This is a genomic window from Limosilactobacillus sp. (assembly GCF_051873035.1).
Classification (GTDB): Bacteria; Bacillota; Bacilli; order Lactobacillales; family Lactobacillaceae; genus Limosilactobacillus.
The window spans coordinates 1-15,128 of sequence record NZ_JBJEEL010000057.1 but is presented as its reverse complement, the minus strand read 5'-3'; the positions used below and the strand labels follow the sequence as shown (position 1 = coordinate 15,128).

The 15,128-nt window shown below is 49.7% G+C and carries 12 protein-coding genes; 11 read left to right on the top strand and 1 reads right to left on the bottom strand.

The window, feature by feature from the left end; genetic code table 11:
- Nucleotides 1-10 precede the first annotated feature (10 nt).
- From smc to rplS, 11 genes are all read left to right on the top strand, one after another.
- The gene (gene smc, locus ACI31H_RS05570) at nucleotides 11-3,586 is read left to right on the top strand and encodes a chromosome segregation protein SMC (RefSeq protein ID WP_439771007.1); all 3,576 of its coding nucleotides are present in this window, start codon (nucleotides 11-13) and stop codon (nucleotides 3,584-3,586) included.
- A 2-nt stretch (nucleotides 3,587-3,588) separates the two neighbouring features.
- Nucleotides 3,589-4,992, top strand: coding sequence for a signal recognition particle-docking protein FtsY (gene ftsY / locus ACI31H_RS05565; RefSeq protein ID WP_439771006.1), 1,404 nt, complete (start codon nucleotides 3,589-3,591; stop codon nucleotides 4,990-4,992).
- Nucleotides 4,993-5,000: 8 nt separating this feature from the next.
- Complete coding sequence (locus ACI31H_RS05560; protein ID WP_439771005.1) at nucleotides 5,001-5,342, top strand: putative DNA-binding protein; 342 nt, start codon at nucleotides 5,001-5,003, stop codon at nucleotides 5,340-5,342.
- Nucleotides 5,343-5,345: 3 nt separating this feature from the next.
- Complete coding sequence (gene ffh / locus ACI31H_RS05555; protein WP_439771004.1) at nucleotides 5,346-6,791, top strand: signal recognition particle protein; 1,446 nt, start codon at nucleotides 5,346-5,348, stop codon at nucleotides 6,789-6,791.
- Nucleotides 6,792-7,135: 344 nt separating this feature from the next.
- Nucleotides 7,136-10,387, top strand: a complete 3,252-nt coding sequence (locus ACI31H_RS05550; protein WP_439771003.1) for a mucin-binding protein — start codon at nucleotides 7,136-7,138, stop codon at nucleotides 10,385-10,387.
- Between the two features lie 82 nt (nucleotides 10,388-10,469).
- A complete protein-coding gene (gene rpsP / locus ACI31H_RS05545; protein ID WP_047770352.1) occupies nucleotides 10,470-10,745 on the top strand; it encodes a 30S ribosomal protein S16 in 276 nt (91 codons plus the stop codon).
- Between the two features lie 12 nt (nucleotides 10,746-10,757).
- The gene (locus tag ACI31H_RS05540; RefSeq protein WP_439771002.1) at nucleotides 10,758-11,018 is read left to right on the top strand and encodes a KH domain-containing protein; all 261 of its coding nucleotides are present in this window, start codon (nucleotides 10,758-10,760) and stop codon (nucleotides 11,016-11,018) included.
- 54 nt (nucleotides 11,019-11,072) lie between these two features.
- The gene (gene rimM, locus ACI31H_RS05535; RefSeq protein WP_439771001.1) at nucleotides 11,073-11,582 is read left to right on the top strand and encodes a ribosome maturation factor RimM; all 510 of its coding nucleotides are present in this window, start codon (nucleotides 11,073-11,075) and stop codon (nucleotides 11,580-11,582) included.
- The gene (gene trmD, locus ACI31H_RS05530) at nucleotides 11,582-12,340 is read left to right on the top strand and encodes a tRNA (guanosine(37)-N1)-methyltransferase TrmD (protein WP_439771000.1); all 759 of its coding nucleotides are present in this window, start codon (nucleotides 11,582-11,584) and stop codon (nucleotides 12,338-12,340) included. Before rimM ends, trmD begins: the two co-directional genes overlap by 1 nt.
- 9 nt (nucleotides 12,341-12,349) lie before the next feature.
- Nucleotides 12,350-13,783: an APC family permease gene (locus ACI31H_RS05525; RefSeq protein ID WP_439770999.1), complete on the top strand. Its 1,434-nt coding sequence runs from the start codon at nucleotides 12,350-12,352 to the stop codon at nucleotides 13,781-13,783.
- Nucleotides 13,784-13,898: 115 nt separating this feature from the next.
- Nucleotides 13,899-14,264 (top strand): 50S ribosomal protein L19, encoded by a 366-nt coding sequence (gene rplS / locus ACI31H_RS05520; RefSeq protein WP_439770998.1) that lies wholly within the window; start codon nucleotides 13,899-13,901, stop codon nucleotides 14,262-14,264.
- Nucleotides 14,265-14,674: 410 nt separating this feature from the next.
- On the opposite strand, the gene ACI31H_RS05515 is transcribed toward rplS, so the two are convergent.
- Entirely contained in the window at nucleotides 14,675-15,049 is a 375-nt protein-coding gene (locus ACI31H_RS05515) for a hypothetical protein (protein WP_439770997.1), read from the bottom strand.
- Nucleotides 15,050-15,128: the final 79 nt, after the last annotated feature.

Below are 15,128 nucleotides of genomic sequence, written 5' to 3'. Positions count from 1 at the left end.
GAAGATCAGAATGCGATTATTATCATTAACAATTGATGGATTTAAATCATTTGCCCGCAAGACCACGATTAAGTTTGAAGAAGGAATGACCGGGATTGTGGGGCCAAATGGTAGTGGAAAGAGTAATATTATTGAAGCGATCCGCTGGGTAATGGGTGAACAATCGGCCCGTCAGTTGCGTGGTGATAAGATGGCCGACGTGATTTTTAATGGGTCTGCCAACCGGGCACCGCTTAACCGGGCACTGGTTTCAATTACTTTTGACAATAGTGACCACTACCTAGCGAGTGACTACACTGAATTGACCGTTAGTCGGAAGCTGTACCGCAATGGGGACAGTGAGTACCTGATTAACGGTCAAAAAGTGCGTTTAAAAGACATCGTTGACCTCTTTATTGACTCCGGGCTCGGTCGGGAGTCCTTCTCAATTATTTCGCAGGGACGAATTGCGGCTATCTTCAACGGTAAGCCCGAAGACCGGCGGGGCATTATTGAGGCCGTAGCGGGCGTCGCCAAGTACCAAAAGAATAAGTCAACGGCGGAAAAGCGTCTGGCAACCACAATGGATAACCTTAACCGGGTTAGTGACATTATTCATGAACTATCGAGTCAGTTAGATCCACTGGCCGATCAAAGTGCCCTGGCTAAGGACTACTTAGAGCAAAAGAAGCAATTTGACCGCTTTGACCAGACCCGGATAGTTCGTACTTATGACCAGCAACATGGCCAGCTGACGAAGCTCCAAGCTAAATTGCAGGAAGCCCAGCAGCTTTCTAAAAAGTACCAGCTGGAAACAACGGTGGCCGAAAAGAAATTAGCCCAGCATAAGGAAGGCCGGACAGCTTTAGCCGCAAAGAAGGACCAGGTCCAACAGTCAATCTTAAAACAGACGCAGTTGATTGCTGATTACCGTAACCGGCGGTCGGTTTCGGACGTTAAGCAGCAACAGCGCCAAAGAGAGGCAGAACGTCTTCAAGAGCAGTTGGCGACTAACCAGCAGGCCGTTACCGGGGCTAACCAGGACCTGACGAAGCTAAAGGCCACGATCGAAGAACAGCAGACAGCAATTGCTAGTCACCGTGAAGAATTGTCCCGGGCCCAGCACTTGACGGCGGGTGAACAGCTACGGCAGTTACAACAGCGCCTGGCCGAGTTACAAAACCAGCAGATTGACCTGCTGCAAAAGCAGACCACCCTTCATAACCAGGCCACCTTTTTGCAGCAAAATCACCAGCAAAGCCTCAGTCAGCAGAAACAGAGTAACGCCGACCTGTCAGCCCGGCTAGACCGTAAAAAGTCGGTTAGTGCTCAGTTAACGACCCAGCAAGAGCGGGTTGACCAGTTGCAGGCAGCACTCACCGGGCAGCGGCAAGAATTAGCCCACGTTAACCAGCAACTATCGACGGTGACGGACCGTTACCAGCAGACCCAACGGCAATGGTATCAGGTATTAGGGGATGCCCATTCGACGGCCTCCCGGATTAAGGCCTTTCAGGCAATGGAAGAGACCTATGCCGGTTACTATCGGGGAGTGCAGAGTGTCTTGAAAAACCGGGATCAATTCCCCGGCCTGGCAGGGGCGGTTAGTGAACTGGTCGAAGTTCCTAGCAAACTGACGACGGCAATTGAAACGGTTCTTGGTGGCCAGCTCCAGCAGCTAGTGGTTGACCAGCAGGCAACCGGGAAGGCGATTATCAACTACTTGGTAAAAACGCGTGGTGGTCGGGTAACTATTTTGCCACTAGATACCCTACGGCAGCGCCGGCCATTAACTATTTGGACTGAACTGGCGAGTCTTCCCGGCTATGTTGGTCGGGCAACCGAACTGATTCAATACCCAGCTAAGTACCAGCTGATCGTTGACCACCTACTGGCCAATACCGTTATCGCTGATAACTTGGACCACGCGGCTACGATTGCTCGTGCCGGTCGTCACCAGGTTCGGGTAGTTACCCTGGATGGCCAATTGATCAATGCCAGTGGGGCAATGACCGGTGGTGCTAACCGTCACCAGCAACACGGGGTCTTAAGCCAGAAGCAAACCGGCAAGGAACTGTCAACGCTTCTGCAGCAGCAACAAGCGTCTGCTAAGTCATTAGAGGCCCAGGTTGCCCAACTCCACCAGTCCCAAGAGCAGGGGCAGGATCGCCAGGCTAAGTTGCAGGTAAAGGGTCATGACCTGACGCAGCAACTCCAGGCGGCCCAAAATGATGTTCAACGCCTGCGTGACCAGCTGAAGGAACTGGACCGGCAGATCAGTTCGCTCCAATACCAAAATAATCAACAAACGGACCAGCACCAGTCCTACCAGGCTCAGGTGGCTCAAAACCAGGCGGCCCAACAGCAAACCGATCGCCAGTTGGCACAGGTGAAGGAAGCAACCCAGTCGGTTAACCAGCAGATTGAACAATTGCGCACCAATGCGGATAGCCAAAACGAGCAGGTTCACCAACTCCACCAGTGGTTAGCGGTGGCCGATGAACGGGGGCAGCAGTACCACCAGCAAGAGCAACGGCTGGTAGCCCGGTTACGGGAATTGGAGAAGCAGGGGCAGCAACTGACTCATCAGCGTGACCAGCTACTGCAGAGTCTCCAGGTTCAGGACAGTGATGAAAAGTCGACCGCGGCCGCACTCGACCAGGCTAAGCATAGGTTAGCCGGCCTGCAGGAGCAGCTAACGGCGGCCAACAATGACCTGACAGCGGTTGAAGAAAAATTAAGTGGCGAAGAAAAACGCCAGGACCGTTTGCAGGGACTGCTACGGGCAGCGGCTGATAATGTCAGTGACCTGACCGCCCAACGTATCCGGTGTGAAGGACAACTTGACCAGTTATTAAACCAGCTGAGTGAACACTACTCGATGACAATCGATGCGGCCCGGCAAAAGGCGGATCAAGACATTAGTGACCAGGACCTGGCTACCCGCTTGAAACTGCTGCAACGGGGGATCGATGAGTTAGGAACGGTTAATGTCAGTGCCATTGCGGAGTATGACCGGGTAAAGGAACGGTACGACTTCTTAAAGGGCCAACAAGACGACCTCTTAACGTCGCGTGACCAGTTACAACAAACCATGGCTGAGATGGATAGTACCGTTAAGAAACGGTTCTTGACGACCTTTAATCAGGTTTCGGCCGCCTTTAATGAAACCTTCCGCCAGATCTTCAATGGTGGCCGGGCTAAACTTGAATTGACTGATCCGCAGCACCTGTTAACAACAGGGGTGGATATTATTGCTCAGCCACCGGGCAAGAAGAACCAGCACCTGAACCTGTTATCTGGTGGGGAACGAGCATTGACCGCAATTACCTTATTGTTCGCGGTTCTCAAAGTCCGGCCAGTTCCATTTGCAATTTTGGATGAACCGGAAGCAGCTCTCGATGACGTTAACGTGCAACGGTTTGCCAACTACCTGCAGCGGTTTGGCAAGTCCGGCCCGCAGTTCATTGTTATTACCCACCGGAAGGGGACAATGATGGGGGCTAACGTTCTCTATGGGGTTACCATGCAGGAATCAGGTGTTTCAAAGATGGTTTCTGTCGACGTGGTTGATACCCTGGATAAAAGTAATAATGAGGAGGAATAAATATGGGATTATTTGATATTTTCCGCCGGCACAAGAAAAAACAAGTAAGTTCGGAGTCAGCGTCAACGTCAACGGCTAGTCAGTCTACTTCAACGACGGCGTCCTTATCGACGACGACCTCTACCTCAACGAGTATCAGTATTAGCACGAGCGTGGCACAGTCACAGAGCCAGTCCGTCAGTGGATCGCTAAGCCAGTCAACTTCACTGAGTACTTCTATGGTCATGTCACTCTCAACCACGACCAGCCTGATCCAATCGTTGCGCGCTAGTCAGGAAGCTGTTAGTGCGGTTGAAAGCCAGCTGAGTAGCAGTCAATCTACTGGCATGAGTGTTTCACAGAGTGTATCCACTTCTAGTGTCACCAGTGAGAGCAGCTCCACGTCACTGGCCAGCTCGACCTCGCTGGTGGGAAAAACACCTACAGCTGACACGACCACCACGGAAGCGACGGTAGAAACACCCGACCAGACTGAGGCCAAGTATGACCGGGGCCTGGAAAAATCACGGACTGGTTTTGGCGCCCGCCTGAACCGTTTCTTAGCCAACTTCCGTCACGTTGATGAGGACTTCTTTGATGACCTCGAAGACCTGTTAATTGAATCTGACGTGGGTTATGACATGGCGATGAAACTCAGCGACAGCCTCCGGGAAGAGGTTAAACTGGAAAACGCCAAGAGCAAGCAGGACGTGTCCAACGTTATCATTGAAAAGATGGTCGACATCTATGAGGCGGCGGGTAAGGATGAAAATCCTAACCTGCAGATGGCTAAGGAAGGCCCAACCGTCATTATGTTTGTCGGTGTGAACGGTGCCGGCAAGACAACCACCATTGGTAAGATGGCGGCGCGCTTCAAGAAGGAAGGCAAACGTGTCTTGCTGGCCGCGGCCGATACTTTCCGTGCCGGGGCAACCGAACAACTAGAAGTTTGGGCCCAGCGTGACGGGGTTGATATTGTGACCGGCCCCGAAAACGGTGATCCGGCGGCAGTTGTCTTTGACGCAGTGCAAAAGGCGAAGAAGGAGAACTACGACATCCTCTTCGTTGATACCGCGGGTCGGCTGCAGAACAAGGTCAACCTGATGAAGGAGTTGGCCAAGATGAAGCGGATCTTGACCCGGGAAATCCCGGATGCCCCCCACGAAGTTCTATTAGTCTTGGATGCCACGACTGGACAAAATGCTTTGAACCAAGCTAAACTGTTTAAGCAAAGTACTGACGTGACGGGAATTGTCCTTACTAAGTTGGATGGGACGGCCCGTGGGGGGATTGTCCTGGCAATCCGTAACGAACTTCACCTGCCAGTTAAGTACGTTGGCCTTGGTGAAAAGGTCGATGACTTGGAGAAGTTCGACGCCGGAGACTTTGTTTACGGCCTCTTCAAGGGCCTGGTTGATGTTAACTAGGAGTTACTATGGAAATTGAAAAAAATTACCGGATTAACTCCCTCTTTGAGTTTTACCAACCGCTATTGACCAAAAAGCAAAATGACTACCTGGAGCTCTATTATGGTGAGGATTACTCCCTCGGTGAAATTGCGGAGAACTTTCACGTGAGTCGCCAGGCGGTCTATGATAATATCAAACGAACAGAAAACATCCTGGAAGACTATGAGCAAAAGCTCCATTTATACGCCGAATTTCAGGCCCGTAATAAGCAGGCGGACGAAATTCAACAATATGTTCGTAGTCACTACCCAGCGGATGCAAAGCTGAATGACCTGGTTAGTCATTTGGAAAGTTTGGAGGAAGAATAAAGAATGGCATTTGAAGGATTAACTGAACGCCTGCAAAAGGCGATGGAAAAACTCCGGCGTAAGCCTAAGGTGACGGAAGCCGACTTGCGGGAAACAATGCGGGAAATCCGCCTGGCCCTACTAGAAGCCGATGTTAACTTTAAGGTGGTTAAGGACTTCGTTAAAACGGTCCGGGAAAAGGCCGCCGGTGCTGAAGTACTGAAGGGCCTGAACCCGGCCCAGCAAATTGTTAAGATCGTTAACGATGAATTGACAAAGTTAATGGGGGAAGAAGCGGTCCCGCTTAATAAGTCCAAGCATATTCCAACCGTTATTATGATGGTTGGTCTACAAGGGGCCGGTAAGACGACCACGGCCGGTAAGTTGGCCCTCCGCTTAAAAAATGAAGAGCACGCCCGGCCAATGTTTATCGCGGCCGATGTCTACCGGCCAGCGGCCATCACCCAGCTGCAACAGGTGGCCGACCAGATCGATGTCCCGGTTTTTGAAAAGGGCACCGATGTTGACCCGGTAGAAATTGTCCGTCAGGGGATGGAAGTGGCTAAGCAGAACCACAATGACTATGTCATCATCGATACGGCCGGTCGTCTGCAAATTGACGAGCAGCTGATGGATGAGCTGGCCAACATTAAGGAACTCGTGCACCCGGATGAAATCCTGCTGGTAATTGACTCCATGACCGGGCAAAATGCCGTCAACACGGCCCAAGGCTTTGACGACAAGCTCGATATCACTGGGGTAGTACTAACCAAGTTGGATGGTGACACCCGTGGTGGGGCTGCCATGTCAATTCGGGCTGTTACTGGTAAGCCAATCAAGTTCGTCGGTGAAGGAGAAAAGATGACCGACTTAGACGTCTTCCACCCCGACCGGATGGCTTCCCGAATCTTGGGCATGGGGGATATGATGACCCTGATCGAAAAGGCCCAAAAGGACTTCGATGAAGAAAAGGCCCAAGAGACGATGGACAAGATGCGGGAAAACACGTTTGACTATAACGACTTTCTCGCCCAGTTGGACCAGGTTACTAAGATGGGGCCAATTGAAAATATCATTAAGATGATGCCGGGGATGGCCAACAATCCGGCACTGAAGAACCTTAACGTTGACCCGAAGCAATTTGACCACATCAAGGCAATTGTTTACTCGATGACGCCGGAAGAACGAGAGAATCCGGATTTGATGAATCCAAGTCGGCGGCGCCGGTTAGCAGCGGGTGCCGGGCGACCAATTGTGGAAGTTAACCGGATGATCAAGCAGTTTAACCAGATGCGGAAGATGATGAAGCAGGTCACTAATGGTAACATGAGTGGCATGCAGAATATGTTTGGCGGTCAGATGCCTGGCGGTAAGATGGGGCAGATGGCAATGAATCGGATGGCCCGGAAGATGAAGAAGGATAAGGCCAAGCGAATTAAAAAGCTCCGGAAGCTGCGTAAAAAGAGATAATTATTAATCAGCACCAGTGTTAGTAATTGACACTGGTGCTTTATTTTATATAACTATCATCGATAATTGACTTTAGTGGTTAATTATTGTCCGATAATTAAATAGATATTGAGCATAGTGATCTTCCAAACTGATATTAATGAAATTATGACGAAAAACAGCTTGAATATGGCATCTAGAACGTCTTATCACTTGATTGCAAATTCTTTGTTCAGTTACCTAAAATTGTGCTAAGATAATTAGAATTGAATTGTGGTATTAACTAATAATCCTTGCTGGAATGAGTAGCTGATATCACGGGGGAATACCCCGCCGAATTTACTAATTAACGGAGGAAAGTTAAGATGGCTTGGAAGAGTAAGCAATCACAAGAACAGTTACCGCACTATGGCCTACGTAAACTTAGCATTGGTGTGGCCTCTGTTTTATTATCAACATCGTTTTACCTCGGATTAAGTGCAGACACGGGGCATGCCGCCACCGTCCCGGCAAATGGTGAAGTGACCCAGGCACAGGCCAGTGATCAGTCGCTAGGTAATGGTGCCCAGCAACCAGCAGCAAGTGAGAGCTCATCACCAGTCCAGGTGGCCCCGGCAGAGCAAGCAACATCAACAGTGCCAACCGCCCAAACAGCGATCAATGATCAGGTTGGTGATAGCAATAACCAGATTGAAATTAGCAACCATCAGGTAGTAGAAGCAAGCGGGGACCAGCAAACGGGGACTCCCGGAACCACTACTTTAGATCTGGGACTAGATATTCCCAGTAATCAGGCGGCCCAACTGAAGGCGGGAGACTACCTTGACATTAAATTAGGTTTACCATACCAAACCAATGACGGTCAGTCTTGGGTAATGAGTTACGGAGTTATTAATAACCAGGCCCAGCCTTTAGCAGTGACGGGTAATGGCGTGACGGCGGCGTACATTGTTCCGGTTGGGCAGTTAGATGGCTACCAGCAAACGATCGGCCAGAATGGTCGGTTAGTCTCTACCAAGAATAGTAATGGTGATGCGGATAGCCTGGGGACTAGTAATGGCTATTACCGCCTTATTTTTACGGATGGGATCAAAGACTACCTGGCAAGCCACGCCGGCACCACCGGGACCTGGCACTTTGACTTTAGCCTGGTTTGGTACAATGGCTCATCGTATCAGGATAAGAAGAGCAACGCCCCCGCGCCATTTACCCTGTATACTAGTACCGGTAATGCGGGTACCTATACGCCAAATGATGATTTACAGGTTGGTGATAAGAAGTTCGCTAGCGGTCTGCAATTTACGGTTCAAAAGATCGATTCAGGTCAGGCGAACGTTAAAGTGACGGATAAGCCAATCGCTAGCAATCATACTGGCAACATGCCAGCACATGAATGGTTTACGGCTAATGGTCAGGAATATTTAATTCCCCACGATGAAACCCAGAGTGTGGGTCTTTCCTTGGCAAATAAGGATCAAAATAATCACCAACTGGGACAACAATTTACAATTACGGTTACCAAACCGGCCAATAATGCCGATGTTAGTTTTGATTTCGTGACAGCCGCGGATGTCCAAAGGCAGTTACAGGATTTAATCGTCCCAGAAGATAATCGTTCTCAATTAGTCGACCAGGTTACTGGTACTGGCGACTACTACCTATCTAATCCATCGCTTTACCAGCAGCCGAAAGTGACGGTGACCGCTAATTATTCTAATAACGGCAACACGGTTACCTATACTGTAAATGTTGACCAGGCCTACAAAGGCTTTCGGGTAACCTACAACAATACCGCACCGTTCACCCTAATTAATTGGCGAACTGCTGATCCAACCGCATTATTACCACCGGATTCAATTACGGACTTTGCCAAGGATCAGGCTAACGTCACCTACCAGGGGGACAATGACCGGCAAAACTGGTTCAGCGGCTACCCAATCCAAAACCAGGCCGTTAGAAACTACCTTAATAGTCATCCCTGGCACGTGGCTGTCGCCAATGACGCCGGATACAACTATACGACAGATTATGGTTATTGGATTGATGCTAGTTCGGACAACCGCCCGACTAACAATGGCTACATTGCTAACCATTTCTACGGCTGGGTCAGCCAGACCATCCACTTTGTAGATGAAAATGGTCAACCGATGAAGGACGATAATGGACAGCCGGTCAGCGACCTTGTCCGGACCGTTAGCTTTGTTAGTGGTGGCGACCAAAATGACTTTGCGGGACAAACCCAGGCATTTACGGACGTTGACGTTCATCGTGATGGCTATACGGCCTTTGTCGGCGAAAAGGATCAAAACGGCCAACTCGTTTTGGTAAATGGCAAAGCGGTGACGAGTAGTAAGCTAACTGGCGATAGTGAGAGCCATGAAGTCTATGGTCATGAGGACGCATTTGGCTTTCCTCACGATAACTTTGTCGAATACGTCGTTTACAAGAAAGACCAGCCTACTCCCCAGCCAGAGGAGGGGAGCGTTACGATTCATTATATGGATGAGGGCGTTAACCCAAGTGCAACCACCTTTACTCCTCAGGACGGAACGGAATTGACGGCCCAGCAGCAGTCAAGAACTGGTGAAGTCGGTGACCGGTATACTAATACACTTTGGGACTACCGTCAGGCGGGGTATGAATTAGCGACCGCCACAGCTGATTCAGCAGCGACCGCCGGGAACTTCACGGCGGGTCACCAGGATGTTTACATTTATTTGAAGCATCGGGTACAGGTTGAGACGGAGAACTTTACGGCAACGGAGAATATTAAGTACGTTTATGCCAATGGTGAGCACGCAGGAGAAACGGCCGCCCCAGACTATAATCACGTTATTAACTATTCCCGGGAGCGGAGCATTGATTTAACTAATAATCAGGTGTTGAATGATTGGAGTGCTTGGCAGGCTGACGGTAATTTTGGGAATGTCCAGTCGCCAATAATCAGTAATTACCAGGCTGATCAGTCACTAGTTGCTGCTCCGCAGTTATCAGCGGCGGACTTTGTCAACGGTGCGACTAAGCACTTTGAATTTGTGGTTAACTACACGACGAATCCGCAACCGGATCCGCAACCAACAGATCCACAACCAACGGATCCCCAGCCAACAGATCCGCAACCGACGGACCCGCAGCCGACAGACCCACAGCCAACGAATCCACAACCGACGGATCCACAACCAACAGACCCGCAGCCAACAGACCCGCAACCAACGGATCCCCAGCCAACAGATCCACAACCGACGGACCCGCAGCCAACAGACCCACAACCGACGGATCCACAGCCGACAGACCCGCAGCCAACGGACCCACAACCGACGAGTCCAACTACGCCAGTTGCTCCAACCTCCCCAACTGATCCAGTTACGCCGTCGACCCCAACTACACCGGCTAACCCGACCACTCCGGAGGTGCCAACCCAGCCAGCTACCCCATCCCAACCAGGTGACCCTGTAAGACCAGCTCTGCCTGAGGAATCAAACAAAACAGTCGCGACTGCGCAAGCAACTAAGCTGCCGCAAACGGGAACGGCCAACCAGTACGGGTTATTGGCACTGGGGCTAGCGGCCTTAGCGGCATTATTTGGCCTGGCTCGCCGTCGACCAAAAAATAATTAAGCCTGTCAAGAAAAACTACTTTACATTCTTCTTGAAGACTGGTATATTATTATCTGTTAAAAGAATTCAGGGAGGTGCAAAAATGTCTGTTAAAATTCGTTTAAAGCGTATGGGTTCAAAGAAGCGTCCTTTCTACCGGATCGTCGTAGCTGACTCACGTTCACCACGTGATGGTCGTTTCATTACCGCTTTAGGTACTTACAACCCATTGACTACTCCTAAGGAAGTCAAGTTTGATGAAGACGCTGTTATGGATTGGCTACAAAAGGGTGCCCAACCATCTGACACGGTTCGTAACATGCTTCAAAAGGCTGGCGTGATGAAGAAGTACCACGAAGCTAAGTACGCAAAGAAGTAGTGATGAGTTATCATGACTGAGACAAATATAGAGACGCTGATTCGTAGTTTAGTTACCCCACTTTTAAAGCATCCTGAGGCGTTGACGATTACGCAAGATGATAGTGGTCGCTATCATCGGTACATTGTTGACGTTCGTAAGGATGATGTTGGCCGCTTGATTGGACGACAGGGACATGTTGCTGCGGCATTGCGGACCGTTGTCGAAGGTGCGCGTTCTCGGCGTTCCAACTCTAAAAAAGTCCGGTTACTGATTAACGATCATCGTCACTAAATAAAAAAACTCCCACACTTTCTGGTGGGAGTTTTTCTCGTTTTAGGAGGAAATATGAAACTGTATAACGTTGGTAAAATCGTTAATACGCATGGCATTCGTGGTGAAGTCCGGGTAATTCCAACTACCGACTTTATCGAAGAACGCTTTGCTCCCCAGCACAAGCTGTACCTACAGACGGCAGGGGCACCGTTGGAGTTAACCATTGAAAAGGCCCGGCAGCATAAGGGCTTTGTCCTGGTTAAGTTTGTCGGCTATGACAATATCAATGATGTGGAGAAGTTCCGTGACCACGAATTACAGGTTAGTGGTGAGGACCAACAGCCACTTGAAGATGGTCAATACTATTACCACCAAATTATTGGCCTAACTGTTAAAACGGTTGATGATGGCCGTGAATTAGGAACCATCAAGGAAATTCTTTCGCCTGGCGCCAATGATGTCTGGGTGGTCAAACGGGCCGGTAAGCAGGACCTCCTTTTACCGGTGATTGATGATGTCGTCAAGAAGGTTGACCTGGCAAATGGTCAGGTGTTGGTTGAGTTAATGGAGGGGTTAGAATAATGCGAATTGATATCTTAAGCCTCTTTCCGGACATGTTTCAGGCCACGCTGGGCGAATCAATTGTCGGAAAGGCACAGGATAATGGCTTTTTAGACGTGCACGTCACTGACTTTCGGGACTATACCACCGATAAGCATAACCACGTTGATGATGCACCCTTTGGCGGTGGCGCTGGAATGCTCTTACAGGCCCAGCCAATTTATGATGCAATGGCGGCGATTGAAAAGGAGACAGCGGGTCAATACCCTAAGGGACGGGTAATTTTGATGGATCCCGCTGGCCGTAAGTTTGACCAAGACTACGCTCAAGAACTTGCTCAAGAAGAACACTTGACCTTTATCTGTGGGCACTACGAGGGTTATGATGAACGAATTCGTAACCTGGTGACCGATGAGGCCTCCCTAGGGGACTACGTGTTAACCGGTGGTGAATTGCCCGCAATGGTCATGATTGATGCAACCGTTCGTTTTGTGCCTGGGGTCTTGGGTAATATGGCCTCGCCGATGGGGGACTCCTTTAGCAATGGCCTGCTGGAATACCCGCAGTATACCCGGCCAGCTGACTTCCGGGGGATGAAGGTACCGGAAGTGTTGACCAGCGGTAACCACCAAAAGATTAAGGAATGGCGGATGCGTGAATCCCTACGCCGGACCCTTCAACGGCGGCCCGACCTCCTGAAGACCGCTAAGCTTTCCCGTGAACAGGAAATCATGCTCCAGGATCTTAAATTAGACCAGGATCCGAACGTGCCGGACTAGGAGGTGCCAATGAAGAAGTTAATTAAGCGCCTCTTTTGGAAACAGGATCCAACCGTTTACCAGCAAAAGGATGCCAAGCTGACCCCCAGTCTACGGACAATTGATTTAATCGGCCTGGGAACGGGGATGGTGGTTGGGACCGCTATTTTTACCCTACCGGGAATTGTGGCGGCCGAACATACCGGTCCGGCGGTTCCGCTTGCCTTTATTGTGGCAGCGATCGGGGCGGGCCTATCGGCATTAGCCTATGCCGAAACGTCTTCAGTATTGCCCTTTGCCGGCTCGGCCTTTTCCTGGATCAACGTGCTCTTTGGTGAATTCTTTGGCTGGATTGCGGGTTGGGCCCTGTTAGCCGAGTACTTTATTTCGGTGGCTTTTGTGGCGTCTGGTTGGTCGGCCTATATGCAAGGCTTCTTGGCGAGCCTGGGAATTAAGCTACCGACTGCACTGACGGGGGGCTTTAACCCCAAGCAGGGGTCGTACGTCGACCTGTTGGCGGCGGTGGCGATCCTGGTAGTGGGCCTGTTGATTTCGCGGGGGGTCCACCAGGTAAGTCGGATCGAAAATACCATCGTTGCTGTAAAGCTCCTGGTAATCATCATGTTCATCGTGGTGGGCGCGACGGCGATTCAGTCTAAGAACTACGTACCGTTTATTCCGCCCCACCGTGCCGGGACGACCTTTGGTGGCTGGCAGGGGATTCTAGCGGGGACCGCGCAGATTTTTATTGCCTACGTGGGCTTTGACGCCATCGCGGCTAACACAGCCGAAACGAAGAACCCCCAAAAGACGATGCCCCGGGGATTAATTGGCACCCTGGTACTGGGGACGGGCTTCTTTATTGCCGTTTCCTTGGTGCTGGTGGGGATGTTTAAGTATTCCCGCTACGCCAATAATGCGGAACCAGCGGCCTGGGCCCTGCGGCAATCTGGCCACTACCTGACAGCTAACCTCTTGTCAATTGTGGCCATTGTCGGCATTTTCTCCGCCTTGATTGCAATCCTGCTGGCCTCGTCACGGCTAATTTACGCTTTCGGTCGGGATGGCCTACTGCCTAAAACGCTGGGAGTGGTTGACCAAAAGCACGTGCCAAGCCACGCCCTGTGGCTGATTACGATTTTAGCAATGATTTTAGGCTCCGTTTTTCCGTTTACGTTCTTGGCCACGCTGGTTTCCGCGGGAACCCTGGTGGCCTTCATCTTTGTTTCGCTGGGCATTTACGCCCTGCGGCCCCGGGAAGGGAAGGACCTGCCAGATGCCCAATTTAAGATGCCCTGGTATCCAGTTTTACCGGCAGTTTCGGTAATTTTTTCGGCAGTGATTTTCTGGGGACTGAATCGAGATGCCAAGATTTTGATGGTCGGTTGGTTTGTAATCGGCCTGTTGATCTACTTTACTTATGGGATCCGGCATTCCATTATTAATGAAGAACATCAGGAATAACCCTTGAAAGTAAAGGCAAAAGTATGTATAGTAGTTATTGGCTGTTTAGCCGTGAATAACGGTATTCCGCTGCCCACTTAAGGACATGAATGTCGGCGAAAGGATAGAAATTTTTATGCGTCAAAATAAGTTAATCGAAAAGATTACTGCTAGTCAATTACGTGATGATATTCCGGACTTCCGTGCCGGTGATACTGTTCGTGTTCACGCCCGGATCGTTGAAGGTTCCCACGAACGTATCCAGATGTTCGAAGGTGTTGTTATCAAGCGCCACGGTGCTGGTATCAGCGCTACCTACACTGTTCGTAAGATCAGTAACGGTGTTGGTGTTGAACGTACTTTCCCAGTACACTCACCACGGGTTGCTAAGATCGATGTTCTGCGTCATGGTCGTGTACGTCGTGCTAAGCTGTACTACCTGCGGGCACGTACTGGTAAGGCTACTCGTATCGCTGAACGTCGTCGCGACAGCGAAAAGTAATCTAAACATAAGAACCCTTGCTAGACAAGGGTTCTTTTTTGGTTTAAAATTAAAAAGCGCTCATCTTTGAACGAGCGCTGAAACTATTACTTGAATAGTTTATGAATTAGTTTTTTAATGTGCTTACTAGACACAATCAGAATAACAAGGAACCAATGTCCCATAGGAGATCACCTCCTATTGCACATGGTTTAAGTGGGAGCTACCCACCCGATGTGCACAACAATTGTATCATAATTAAGTTGTGCTATAATTAAGTTATCAGAATAATAAGGCCGGTGTGCAAAATGATATTGAGGTAGCTCCTCAATAATCGTACCGGTAGCAGGGCGCCTAAAAAGCGTCCTTTTTTTATTTTTAAAATACTAAAACCCGGTGTCGCGTATTTATCGTGGTACCGGGTTTTATAATTAGTGCTCAACGTAATCAACTACAAATTTTGTTAGTGGCGTCTGGGACCACTGGTCAGCGGTTTGCTTAAGTGCCGACCAGAAGGATTGATCTTGAACGTGTTGTAAAATTTCCACGGCGAGGGGAGTGGTATTGCTAATGATGATCTCATCCTTAGCAATGTTTCCCTGGAAAATCCGACCGTTAATTAGCTGAACGAATATTTCGTGGATGGTTTGGTCGACCGTTGCCTGGTCGTATTTCTTAGTCACCGTGGTGAAGCGCTGGTTATTCTTGACCAATTCATGCACTACCACCTGGTCATAGGTCGGGATCATACTGGCGGTTTTATCGAGAATTACAAAGTAGGTAAAGAGGTAGTCATCGGTATTCATATGAAAAATTATCCTTTCATTATTATTCCTAAATTTCAAGAATAAGTTAGCCACTGGACTCAAATAAATAATACTGACC

Coding starts and splice junctions, on each gene's coding strand:
- smc (WP_439771007.1), top strand. CDS start 11: ATGCGATTATTATCATTAACAATTGATGGATTTAAATCATTTGCCCGC.
- ACI31H_RS05560 (WP_439771005.1), top strand. CDS start 5,001: ATGGAAATTGAAAAAAATTACCGGATTAACTCCCTCTTTGAGTTTTAC.
- rimM (WP_439771001.1), top strand. CDS start 11,073: ATGAAACTGTATAACGTTGGTAAAATCGTTAATACGCATGGCATTCGT.
- rplS (WP_439770998.1), top strand. CDS start 13,899: ATGCGTCAAAATAAGTTAATCGAAAAGATTACTGCTAGTCAATTACGT.
- ACI31H_RS05550 (WP_439771003.1), top strand. CDS start 7,136: ATGGCTTGGAAGAGTAAGCAATCACAAGAACAGTTACCGCACTATGGC.
- rpsP (WP_047770352.1), top strand. CDS start 10,470: ATGTCTGTTAAAATTCGTTTAAAGCGTATGGGTTCAAAGAAGCGTCCT.
- ACI31H_RS05525 (WP_439770999.1), top strand. CDS start 12,350: ATGAAGAAGTTAATTAAGCGCCTCTTTTGGAAACAGGATCCAACCGTT.
- ftsY (WP_439771006.1), top strand. CDS start 3,589: ATGGGATTATTTGATATTTTCCGCCGGCACAAGAAAAAACAAGTAAGT.
- ACI31H_RS05540 (WP_439771002.1), top strand. CDS start 10,758: ATGACTGAGACAAATATAGAGACGCTGATTCGTAGTTTAGTTACCCCA.
- ffh (WP_439771004.1), top strand. CDS start 5,346: ATGGCATTTGAAGGATTAACTGAACGCCTGCAAAAGGCGATGGAAAAA.
- ACI31H_RS05515 (WP_439770997.1), bottom strand. CDS start 15,049: ATGAATACCGATGACTACCTCTTTACCTACTTTGTAATTCTCGATAAA.
- trmD (WP_439771000.1), top strand. CDS start 11,582: ATGCGAATTGATATCTTAAGCCTCTTTCCGGACATGTTTCAGGCCACG.